Origin of the sequence: Streptomyces sp. ADI95-17 (assembly GCF_003846175.1) — a bacterium.
Taxonomy (GTDB): Bacteria; Actinomycetota; Actinomycetes; order Streptomycetales; family Streptomycetaceae; genus Streptomyces; species Streptomyces sanglieri.
In genome coordinates this window covers 701,449-712,303 of sequence record NZ_ML123047.1, presented here as the reverse complement: position 1 = coordinate 712,303, position 10,855 = coordinate 701,449, and the positions used below count along the sequence as shown (strand labels likewise).

Annotated in this window: 7 protein-coding genes and 1 tRNA gene; 3 read left to right on the top strand and 5 right to left on the bottom strand. The window is 72.8% G+C overall.

Annotation, left to right across the window (positions count from 1 at the left end):
• The first annotated feature begins 183 nt into the window (after positions 1–183).
• Entirely contained in the window at positions 184–1,578 is a 1,395-nt protein-coding gene (locus EES42_RS22185) for a DUF7507 domain-containing protein (RefSeq protein WP_124719973.1), read from the top strand.
• 86 nt (positions 1,579–1,664) lie between these two features.
• On the opposite strand, the gene EES42_RS22180 is transcribed toward EES42_RS22185, so the two are convergent.
• Positions 1,665–1,755, bottom strand: a tRNA-Ser gene (locus EES42_RS22180).
• A gap of 231 nt (positions 1,756–1,986) precedes the next feature.
• On the opposite strand from EES42_RS22180, the gene EES42_RS22175 reads away from it, so the two are divergent.
• Together EES42_RS22175 and EES42_RS22170 are read left to right on the top strand one after the other, a co-directional pair.
• Positions 1,987–2,442, top strand: a complete 456-nt coding sequence (locus tag EES42_RS22175) for an SSI family serine proteinase inhibitor (protein WP_124719972.1) — start codon at positions 1,987–1,989, stop codon at positions 2,440–2,442.
• A 284-nt stretch (positions 2,443–2,726) separates the two neighbouring features.
• Positions 2,727–6,566 (top strand): PAS domain-containing protein, encoded by a 3,840-nt coding sequence (locus tag EES42_RS22170; RefSeq protein ID WP_124719971.1) that lies wholly within the window; start codon positions 2,727–2,729, stop codon positions 6,564–6,566.
• A 70-nt stretch (positions 6,567–6,636) separates the two neighbouring features.
• Here the strand turns inward: EES42_RS22170 and EES42_RS22165 are convergent, their stop codons facing one another.
• The 4 genes from EES42_RS22165 to EES42_RS22150 form a co-directional block, all read right to left on the bottom strand.
• Positions 6,637–8,286: a long-chain fatty acid--CoA ligase gene (locus tag EES42_RS22165; RefSeq protein WP_124719970.1), complete on the bottom strand. Its 1,650-nt coding sequence runs from the start codon at positions 8,284–8,286 to the stop codon at positions 6,637–6,639.
• Between the two features lie 146 nt (positions 8,287–8,432).
• Positions 8,433–9,113, bottom strand: a complete 681-nt coding sequence (locus tag EES42_RS22160; protein ID WP_124719969.1) for a SigE family RNA polymerase sigma factor — start codon at positions 9,111–9,113, stop codon at positions 8,433–8,435.
• 183 nt (positions 9,114–9,296) lie between these two features.
• On the bottom strand, positions 9,297–10,463 hold the full coding sequence (locus tag EES42_RS22155) for a lipid-transfer protein (RefSeq protein ID WP_124719968.1): 1,167 nt from the start codon (positions 10,461–10,463) through the stop codon (positions 9,297–9,299).
• Positions 10,460–10,855 carry a MaoC family dehydratase gene (locus tag EES42_RS22150; RefSeq protein WP_277426134.1) on the bottom strand — a complete coding sequence of 132 codons (396 nt, stop codon included), beginning with the start codon at positions 10,853–10,855 and terminating at the stop codon, positions 10,460–10,462. The genes EES42_RS22155 and EES42_RS22150 overlap by 4 nt, the downstream gene beginning before the upstream one ends.

Below are 10,855 nucleotides of genomic sequence, written 5' to 3'. Positions count from 1 at the left end.
GGGAGCCGACCGGGAGCGGGGTCCGCAAACCTGCCGCCCGAGGTTGGCCGAACCACCCCGCTCATCGCTTTACGCGATCACCCGGATGCATTGCGCTACTGAACGCACCGGCTCCGCCACGGCGCGCAGTTGTGCGGCCGGACGGCGGTGCGCTCCAGCAGCATCGACTTGAGGGGAAGAACCATGTCCACACCTCCTGCTCCGCTCCGGGTCGCCCTGGCCAACGGCAGCTTCGAACAGCCCGTCGTCAGCGGTGTGGAGATCCTGCCGGACTCCTCACAGACACAGGCGCCCAAGCGCGTCCCGGGCTGGCTCACCACCGCCACCGACCACAGGATCGAGCTGTGGCGCACGGGCTTCAACGGCGTACCGGCGGCCGACGGCACCCAGTTCGCCGAGCTCAACGCCAATCAGGTCTCCACGCTCTACCAGGACCTGCCCACCACGCCCGGTACGAAGCTGTACTGGCGGCTGTACCACCGGGGCCGTCAAGGGGACGACACCATGGCCCTGGACATCGGCGCGCCGGGCGCCACGGTCCAGCAGAGACGCTTCACCGACGGCACCACCGCCTGGGGCCACTACACCGGCACCTACACCGTCCCGGCGGGGCAGACACTGACTCGGTTCGCCTTCCGGTCCGTCTCCGCCGCCGGCGGCAACCAGAGCATCGGCAACTTCCTGGACGGCATCTTCTTCGGCACCGCGCCCCACGTGGTGCTCACCAAGACCGCCGCTCCCACGGGGCCGCTGGAAGTGGGCGACGTCATCACCTACCGCGTCAACGCCAGGAACGAGGGCGGCGGCGCGGCCGAGAACCTCGTGCTGACCGACGTCATCCCGCAGGGCACGACGTATCTGCCCGGTTCCCTGCGCATCGTCGACGGCCCGAACGCCGGGCCGAAGACCGACGCGCGGGGCGACGACCAGGCGTACTACGACGCCCAGGGCGACAAGGTGGTCTTCGCCCTCGGCAGCACCACCACCGAGGCAGGCGGCAGCCTGCCCAATACCGAGACCCTGCCAGGGGGAACCACCGCCGAGTACCGGGTCACCATCGACCGGGCCGCCGGCGGGCAGCAGCTCAGGAACACCGCCACCGCCTCCTACGAGAACCGCCTCGGCGATACCCCGGAGCCACTGACGGCCACCTCCGACGAGCAGGTCACACAGGTCAACCCGGCCGCCGACCTGGCCGTGGCCAAGGCAGCCGACGCGACCACCGTCACCGTCGGCCAGACCGTGACCTACCGCATCACCGTCCACAACGCCGGCCCGAACCGGGCCACCGGCGTCACCGTCACCGACCGGCTCCCGGACGGTCTCGCCTTCCTGTCCGCCGACGGCCCCGGGAGCTACGACCCGGCCACCGGACGGTGGGCCGTGGGCACCCTGGCCGACGGCTCCGGGGCCACCCTCGTGCTGCGGGCCAAGGCCACCCGGACCGGATCCGTCGTCAACACCGCCACGGTCACCGCCAACGAAAAGGATCCCGACACCGGCAACAACACCGACGCCGTGACCATCTGCGTCGAGCCGGCCCCCTCCTGCTGCGACCCCTGCGCCACCCGGAAGTAGCCGGGGGCTGCCGCCGGTCGCCGCAACGGCTCCGGAAACGACTCAGGGAGTTCAGTCGAAATTGACTGAACTCCCTGGTCGGAGAGCGGAGGCGGAGGGATTTGAACCCTCGATGGGCTTTAAGACCCAAACCGCATTAGCAGTGCGGCGCCATAGACCGGACTAGGCGACGCCTCCAGCTACACCCCGCGCGAGCGCGAGTGGTGCCTGCAGATGATGACACAACTGAGCGGTGCGTCACCAATCGATGCCTACGGTACTAGGCAGTCGGGCACGAGGGCAAAGCACCTGCGGTTGCGCAACGCCGTGGCGTGCGGAGCGTTAGTGATGTCGGAGGCGCCGCCTCCTGTCCTTCCGTCCGTTCCACCGGCACTTCCGCCGCCGCGTGCACGAGCACAGGAGCCCGCAATGTTGCGCCGCCTCGCCCTCACCGCCGTCGTCTCCCTCGCCGCGCTTTCCGCCGTCGCCCCGGCCGCGGCCGCGGCCACCGGCCCCCTCCCGCTGCCCCTGCCGCTGCCCGTGCTCCAGGACGACGCCCGTACCCGGCTGACGATCACCGTCTCGGGTACGGGGGACTCCGCGGCCGAGGGGAGCTTCGAGCTGCGGTGCGCGCCGGCGGGCGGCAGTCACCCGGTGGCGGAGCAGGCCTGCGGCCGGCTGGACGAGCTGGCGGGCGGGAGCCGGGACCCGTTCGCCCCGGTGCCCGCGGACGCGCTGTGCACCCTGCAGTCCGGGGGTCCGGCCACCGCCCGGGTCACCGGGACCTGGCAGGGACGGCACATCGACTCGGTCTTCAGCCGGACCAACGGCTGCGAGATCTCCCGCTGGAACAATCTGATCCCGGTGCTCCCCAACGTCCGATGACCGGGCCGGGCCGGCCCGGTGGCCGGGGTGCGTCCGGCCGAACCGGACGTACCCCGTGAGCAGGGGATCGTGCCCCGGCCGGGGCACGATCGACGACACATGACGAGGCGGAGACGGGGCGGAGTCGTACACCGTATGCACAGAACCTTGGTGAGAGCTCCCCCTCATCCGCAGCCCCTCGCCCCTTCGCTGCCTTTAGACTCCTCCAGTGACAGCCCGCGGCCCGAGGGGCAAGATGGGGCCCGCTGTCGGCAAGGTGCGGTAACCAGGGAGGAAGCGTCGTCGTGAGCAGCAGGCCATCCCGAGGCGCTGCTCGCCTCGCAGCCATACTCGATGCACTCCCCGACGGGCTGCTGCTCGTCAACTGCAACGGCACGGTCGTCAACGCCAACACCATCGCGCTCGAAATGTTCGAGACGCCGGGCACCGCGCTCGTCGGGCGCGGGCTGCTGGACCTGCTGCCCGAGTTCGACTCCAAGCTGATCCCGGGCTCGATGCGCCGCGCCGACACCGCCGACGACCGCAGCCGTACGAAGCCGACCCGGATGACCGCCCGGCGCACCGACGGCACCGAGTACCCGGTCGAGGTGACCAGCGCCAGCCTGGAGGACGGGCAGGCCGCGTACAACGACTTCCAGAGCACCTACAGCGGCAGCTACACCGGCGACGAGCTGCTGATGCTCGTCGTGCGGGATCTGACGGGCACCGTGGACACCGAGGCCGAACTGGCCCGTTCGCAGCGGCAGACCGAGATGATCCTGCGGGCCGCGGCCGAGGGCGTCGTCGGCACGGACACCGACGGCCGGGTGGTCCTGGTCAACCCCGCCGCCGCGCAGATCCTCGGCTTCCGCGCCAGCGACCTGGGCGGCCAGGAGCTGCATCCGCTGATCCTGCACTCGCGGGCAGAGGGCGAGCCGTTCCCGTACGAGGAGTCGCCGCTCGCCGACACCCTCAGGTCCGGGCGCAAGCACCGGGTGCGCGGCCAGGTCCTGTGGTCCAAGAGCGGCGCGCAGGTGCCGGTCGACCTGACCACCGCGCCGGTCCGGGACGGCGACCAGCTGGTCGGCGCCGTCATGACGTTCACCGACCGCAGGCCGTACGAGGAGCTCGGCGCGCAGCACCGGGCCGAGCTCGCCGAACTGACCGACAGTCACACCGCCGAGGTCGCCGAGCTGACGGAGCGGCACAGCTCGGAGCTGGCCGACCGGACCGAGCGGTACGCGGCCGAGCTGGAGGCGCAGGCCGACCGGCTGGCGTCGCTGACCGACCGGCACACCCAGCTCACCGCCGTGCTCGGCGAATCGCTGCGCGGCCCGCTGGAGGAACTGCGCGGCGAACTCTCGACGCTCGCCGCCGACCCGGCGGGGCAGCTGTGGCCCGAGGCCAACCAGATCCTGCACCATCTGGCGGCGGGCTACGCCCGGATGACCACCCTCGTCGACAACGTCCTCGGCTATCAGCGTCTGGACGCCGGCTCCGAGAAGCTGGCCAAGGCGAACGTGCTGCTCGACTCGGTCGTGACGGCCGGTATCGACGCGTCCGTCGAGCTGATCGGTCCCGGGCGCGCCCAGTTCGCCGTGCACGCGCCGCCGATCGAGGCCGAGGTGGACGCAGCCCGGCTGGTGACCGCGCTCGCCCACCTGGTCGCGGATGTGGCCGGGGTCGACTCCACCGGCAAGGCCCGGGTGGTGCCCGGCGGCGGGTACGTCGACTCCACGGTCGTCGTCGCGGCGGCGCAGCGCGGTGAGGTCGTACGGATCGAGGTGCGCGGGCCGTTCGCCGGGGGAGACCCGGTGCACGAGCCGATCGTGCGCGGGATCGTGCGGGCGCACGGCGGTGTGCTCCAGACGCACGAGGTGCCGGGGATGAGCGGCAGCGCGTATGTGCTCGAAGTGCCGTTGGGGGCCGGCTCGGGGACGGTGACGGCGCCCGCGCCGGAGCCGGAGGCCGAGCCGGTGGCCGGCCCGGGCGGGCCGGAGGCCGGGCAGCAGTCGGGCGGCGGGCGGCGACGCGCGCGGCGGGCGTCCACGGACGCGTTCCTGGAGAGTCCGGTGGGCGGTTCCGGGGCAGGTGCCGGGGCCGACGGCGACACGGCCGCGGCCGAGCCGACCGGGCGGCGGCGGGCGCGCCGTGAGCCCGTGGTGCCGGACGCCGCCCAGATCGCGGAGAGCGCGCGCAGCGAGGGTTCGGGGCGCAGGCGGGGTCGGCCGAGCCCGGCCGAGACCGGTGCGCAGCAGCCGGTGCCCGGGCCGGCTCCGTCCGCCGACTCTCCTGAGCAGGGTGTCGGGCAGGCGTTGGCGCTGCCCGCGGCGCCGTCCGAAGGTTCCGTGGTGACGGCGGCGGAAGGCGCGCAGGGCGGCGGCCGGCCGCAGCTCGGCCAGACCGTGCCGCCGCAGGGCGTGCCGGTACCCGCGGGCGGACACCGCGCGCGGCAGGGTGCCGAGAGCCAGAATCAGGGGCAGGGGCAGAACCAGCTGGCTCTGCCCGCCTCCGCTTCGGATGCGGATTCGGCCCAGGCTCCGGCTCCGGATTCCGGCTCGGCCGGCGCTTCGCCCGTACCGGCACAGGCGTCCCAGCCGACCGGGCGGCGGGCCCGGCGGGCGCTGGCGGCCACCCAGGAGCGGGCCGCCCAGGCCGAGCCCGCAGGGCCCCGTACCGCGTTCGCGCTGCCGCCCGCGGAGGCCGACCGGTCCCCGGCCGTCGACGCCGACGCCGACGCCTCGCTGCCGGGTCGCCATGACTCCGTACGCATCGCACCGGGCGACGACCACACCCCGCCCCAGCCGCATCCCGTACCGACCGGCCGTCGCCGGGCCCGCCACCCCGAGGTCCCGCAGCAGGCCGAGCGGCCCGATCAGGCCGAAGACCTGCCCGCCGAGGGCGCGGAGCCGCTCGCGGCCGGACAGACCACGCACGCCACGGGCACCGCGGCCGTCGCGGCAGACCCTGCGGAGGGCCCGGAGAGCGCGGAAGGCCATGCGCGGGGCATCGCGCCCCTGGCGGACGCGCGTAGCCAGCCGCTGCCCGCGGAGGCTCCGGTGCCCGGCGGGTCGTCGGACTCGACGCAGGGGCGCGCGTTCAGCGTGCGGACGCTCGGGCAGGGTGTGCCGTTCGCCCAGCACATCGCGCACCAGCAGAACCAGACGCTCGGCGGTGCCGGGCGGCGCCGCAAGCTCGCCGCGCCGCCGGACGGCGAGCGCACCCCGCAGGCCGCCGCGTCGGCGCCGGCCCCGTCCGTCCCCGCGCAGGGCCCGCTGCGTTCCGCCCCGGAGGCCGAGGGGCGTTCGTACGCGATAGGGGCCCCCGACGAGGGCGCCGAGGGGCCGGAGCCGCTGGACGGTCCGGGCGGCGCGGTCGAGGTCGCCAACCGTCCCTCGCCGCAGCCCGTCGATGACGAGCTGCCCCCGGAGCCGCTGGACAACCCGCGCCGGCTGCTCGTCTGGCCCGCGCCCGACGTCTCCACCCAGCAGGCGCTGAGCGACCGCGGCTACCGGCCGGTGATCGTGCACTCGCGCGAGGAGGTCGACGCCCAGATCGCGGCGTTCCCCGCCGCGCTGTTCGTCGATCCGCTGACCGGTCCGATCACCCGCAAGGCCCTCCAGTCGCTGCGTCAGGCGGCGGTGGCGGCCGAGGTCCCGGTGCTGGTGACCGCGGGCCTGGGGCAGGCCTCGCGGGAGGCGGCGTACGGCGCCGACCCCGCCGTGCTCCTCAAGGCGCTCGCCCCGCGCGACAGCGAACAGCATCCGCCCCGGGTGCTGTTGATCGAGGAGCACGAGGAGATCGCGCTGGCGCTGACGGAGACCCTGGAGCGCCGCGGCATGCAGGTGGCACGGGCCTCCACGGACAGCGAGGCGGTGACGCTCGCCACCCGGACGCGGCCCAACCTCGTGGTGATGGACCTGATGCAGGTGCGCCGCCGCCGGGCCGGCATCGTCGACTGGCTGCGCGCCAACGGTCAGTTGAACCGGACCCCGCTGGTCGTCTACACCTCCGCCGACATGCACGGGCCGGAGCTGCCGAAGCTCAGCTCGGGCGAGACCGTGCTCTTCCTGGCCGAGCGGTCCACGAGCGAAGAGGTCCAGGCGCGCATCGTCGACCTGCTGGCGAAGATCGGTACGAACTGAGACACCGGTACATGACGAGGGCGGTACGGGAGGTTCCCGTACCGCCCTCGTCGTGTCCGCGGCCCTCGGCTCAGAGCTGGGTGATGTCCAGCTCGCCCTCCGCGTACTGCCTGCGGATCACCTTCTTGTCGAACTTGCCGACGCTGGTCTTCGGCACGGCCGCGATGACCGTCCAGCGCTCCGGCAGCTGCCACTTGGCGATGCCGGACGTGGCGAGGAAGTCCTTCAGCGACCCGTAGTCGGCGCTCGCGCCGTCCTTGAGGACCACGGTCGCCAGCGGGCGCTCGCCCCACTTCTCGTCCGGGACGGCGACGACCGCCGCCTCGGCCACGTCCGGGTGCGCCATCAGAACGTTCTCCAGTTCGACGCTGGAGATCCATTCGCCGCCGGACTTGATGACGTCCTTGGCCCGGTCGGTGAGCGTGAGGAAGCCGTCCTCGCTGATCACACCGACGTCACCGGTCTTCAGCCAGCCGTCCTCGCTGAACTTGTCCTCGGGGCGCAGGGTCTCGCCGTCCCTGCCTCCGTAGTAGGACCCGGCGATCCAGGGGCCGCGCACCTCCAGCTCACCGGCCGACTTGTTGTCCCACGGCAGGTGCTCGCCGCCGGGGCCGACCAGCCGTGCCTCCACTCCGGCCGAGAAGCGGCCCTGGGTGACGCGGTAGGGCCAGCCCTCCTCCTCGGTCAGTCCGGCGGGCGGCTGGGCGATGGTGCCGAGCGGCGAGGTCTCCGTCATGCCCCAGGCATGGCAGAGGCGGACGCCGAGCTTGTCGTACGCCGCCATGAGGGAGGGCGGACAGGCGGCGCCGCCGATGATGACGCGGGCCATGGAGCTGAGGTCGCGCGGGTTGGCGGTGACCTCGGCGAGCAGTGCCTGCCAGATGGTGGGGACGGCGGCGGCGTGGGTCGGCCGCACGCGCTCGATCATCTCGGCGAGCGGGGCGGGCTGCAGGAACCGGTCGGGCATGAGCATGCTGACGCCGGACATGAACGCCGCGTGCGGCAGCCCCCAGGCGTTCACATGGAACTGGGGAACGACCACCAGCGTGGTGTCGTTGTCGGTCAGGGACATCGATTCGGCCATGTTGACCTGCATGGAGTGCAGGTAGATGGAGCGGTGGGAGTAGACGACGCCCTTGGGTTCGCCGGTGGTGCCGGAGGTGTAGCACATGACGGCGGCCTGGCGTTCGTCCAGCTCGGGCCAGTCGTAGTGGGTGGGGCGGCCGGCGATCAGCTCCTCGTAGTCGTGCACCCGGGGCGCCGCCCCGGCCAGGAGCGAGCGGTCGCCCGGGCCTGCGACGACCACGTGCTCGATCGAAGGCAGCTGAGGGAGGAGCGGCGCGAGCATCGGCAGCAGGGAGCCGTTGACGATGACGACCTTGTCGTCGGCGTGAGCGACGATCCAGGCCAATTGCTCGGCCGGGAGCCGGAGGTTGAGCGTGTGGAGCACCGCACCCGTCGAGGGGATCGCGAGATACGCCTCGACATGCTCGGCGTTGTTCCACATGAGGGTGCTCACCCGCTGGTCGGCGACCACACCGAGCTCGTCGCGCAGCGCGTTCGCGAGCTGCGTCGCGCGCCGGCCGATCTCGGCGAAGCTGCGCCGCTGCGGCTCGGGTTCACCGGTCCAGGTCGTGACCTGTGACTTCCCGTGAATGGTCATCCCATGGCTGAGGATGCGGGTGACAGTCAGCGGTACGTCCTGCATGGTGCTCAGCACGGCGTCCTCCCGGTGGGCGCTACGCGGCAGTAAGGTTGGCCTGATTCTGCTCACATACCGCTTGGTATGTCACTACTTCCGAGAGTACGAATCGGTGTCGTTCGGCAAAATCAGGCGCGGTCGCCGGTGCGCCGCCACCCCCGGGGTCACCGCACCGGAGCCAGCTCCGGGTCCTCCCTGAGCTTGCCGAGCGCCCGCGAGACCGCGCTCTTCACGGTGCCGACGGAGACCCCGAGCACCTCGGCCGTCTGGGCTTCGCTCAGGTCCTCGTAGTAACGCAGGACCACCATCGCCCGCTGCCGGTCCGGCAGCTTCAGCACGGCCCGCCACATGGCGTCGTGCAGCGTCTGCTGCTCGGCGGGGTCGGGGGCCGGGGCGGCCTCCTGCTCGGGCAGTTCGTCGCAGGCGAACTCGTCGACCTTGCGTTTGCGCCACTGCGAGGTCCGGGTGTTCAGCAGGGCCCGGCGGACATAGCCGTCGAGCGCCCGGTGGTCCTCGATCCGCTCCCAGGCGACGTACGTCTTGGTGAGCGCGGTCTGCAGCAGGTCCTCGGCATCGCTCGGATTGGCGGTGAGCGAGCGCGCGGCCCGCAGCAGCACGGGGCCTCTCGCGCGGACGAACGAGGAGAACGATGGGTACGGGGCGTAGGTGGCGTACGGGGTCCGCGCGGCGTACGCGGCGCGTGCGGCCCGCGGGGTGTGCGGTGCCTGCAGGCCGTGTGAGCCGTGCCCGGTGGTGTGCGACGTGTGTACCGGGTACGGCGTGTGCGGCGCGTGTCCGGTGGTGGCGGCTCCCCCGGAGCTGCCCGTGCAGACTGGCGTGGTCATGGCTCCACGCTAGAAGCGGGCACCGCTCCGGGGATCGGCCCCAGGTCCCGAAAGCGCGTCCGCCTCAGGGTGTAGGGGTGGGGCCTGCTCCACCTCCTGTAGGTGGAGTCGTGGTCTCCAGGGCTCAGGGGCGCCCCCTGATGCCGCGCCCCGGCACGGACGCCGCCCCGGGGCCGGGCTCGCTCAGTCGTCCGTGCCGAGGATGAGCCCCGAGGTGGGGACGCCGGTGCCCGCCGTGACCAGGGTCCGGGCCGCCCCGGACACCTGGTTCACCGACGAGCCGCGGATCTGCCGGACCGCCTCCGCGATGCCGTTCATGCCGTGCAGATACGCCTCCCCCAGCTGGCCCCCGTGCGTGTTCAGTGGCAGCGCGTCCGCCGCGACGAAGCCGGCCGCCTCCCCCAGCGCGCAGAAGCCGAACTCCTCCAGCTGCATCAGGACGAAGGGGGTGAAGTGGTCGTAGAGGATCCCCACGTCGATGTCGGAGGGGGTCAGGCCGGAGCCGCGCCAGAGCTGACGGGCGACCACTCCCGTCTCCGGCAGGCCGGTCAGGTCGTCACGGTAGAAGCTCGTCATCTGCTCCTGCGCCCGGCCGGCCCCCTGCGCGGCCGCCACGATCACGGCGGGCGGCCGCCGCAGGTCCCGGGCCCGTTCGGCGCTGGTGACGACGATCGCCTGCCCGCCGTCGGTCTCCTGGCAGCAGTCGAGCAGCCGCAGCGGTTCGACGATCCACCGGGACGCCGCGTGGTCGGCCAGGGTGATCGGCTTCCCGTAGAAGTACGCCGCCGGGTTCCGGGCGGCGTGGCGGCGGTCGGTCACCGCGACATGGCCGAAGACGTCCGGCGTCAGCCCGTAGGTGTGCAGATAGCGCTGGGCGGCCATGGCGACCCAGGAGGCCGGGGTGAGCAGCCCGAAGGGCAGGTTCCAGCCGAGCGCCGCGCCCTCCGCGGTGGGCTCACGCTGCTGCACGCCGGAGCCGAATCTGCGCCCCGAGCGCTCGTTGAACGCGCGGTAGCAGACCACTACGTCGGCCACCCCGCTCGCCACGGCCATCGCCGCCTGCTGGACGGTGGCGCAGGCCGCCCCGCCGCCGTAATGGATGCGGGAGAAGAACGACAGCTCACCGATCCCGGCCGCCTGGGCGACGGCGATCTCCGGGCTGGTGTCCATGGTGAAGGTGACGAGCCCGTCCACGTCGGCGGGGGTCAGCCCGGCGTCGTCGAGGGCGGCCCGCACCGCCTCGACGGCCAGTTTCAGCTCGCTGCGCCCGGAGTCCTTGGAGAACTCGGTCGCGCCGATCCCCACGACCGCCGCCCTGCCGCCGAGCGAATCGGCCCTGCGCACACTCATGCCGCCCCCTGCGGTACGCCGACGGTCACCGTGCCGGTGACATGCCTGCCGAGGCCGTTGGAGCCGACGACGGCCACCTCGGCGGTCCCGTCGTCCGCGACGGCGGTGACCGTGCCGCTCAGCACCATGGTGTCCCCGGGATAGTTGGGCGCGCCCAGCCTGATGGCGACCTTGCGGAGCACGGCCGAGGGGCCGAGCCGGTCGGTGACGTACCTGCCGACCAGGCCGTTGGTCGTCAGGATGTTCATGAAGATGTCCGGGGATCCCTTCTCCCGGGCCAGCTCCGCGTCGTGGTGCACGTCCTGGTAGTCGCGGGAGGCGATCGCGCCCGCCACGATCAGGGTGCGGGTCACCGCGATCTCCAGCGGCGCGAGTTCGTCACCGGCCTTCAC